Source organism: Monashia sp. HAY1-5C (assembly GCF_056755255.1).
Map to the genome: position 1 here is coordinate 1 of NZ_JBPGXG010000363.1, position 271 is coordinate 271.

1 pseudogene is annotated in these 271 nt (G+C 69.0%); it reads left to right on the top strand.

Annotation, left to right across the window (positions count from 1 at the left end):
- Positions 1–108: 108 nt before the first annotated feature.
- Positions 109–271: pseudogene (locus ACR9ZK_RS22040) on the top strand (transposase); the annotation flags it as partial.

The following is a 271-nucleotide window of genomic DNA, read 5'->3' on the forward strand; positions in this document are numbered from 1 at the left end:
GTGTTCCGGTCCCGCATCGCCATTGGCTTCTCCTATGACGGCCGGACCGACACGCTCACCGACGACTTCGGAATCGTCTGGCACCGGACGGTGTGAACGCCCGCGGGGCGGATGACGAGGCGTCGACTGAGCGATGGGCAAAGGCCCGCCCCCCGGACGCTGTCCACCACGGCCGGTGATCTGGACCTGCGCATCCCAAGGTGCGCGCCGGTACCTTCTTCCCGTCCCTGCTCGAGCGACGCCGCCGAGTCGACCAGGCCCTGTACGCGGT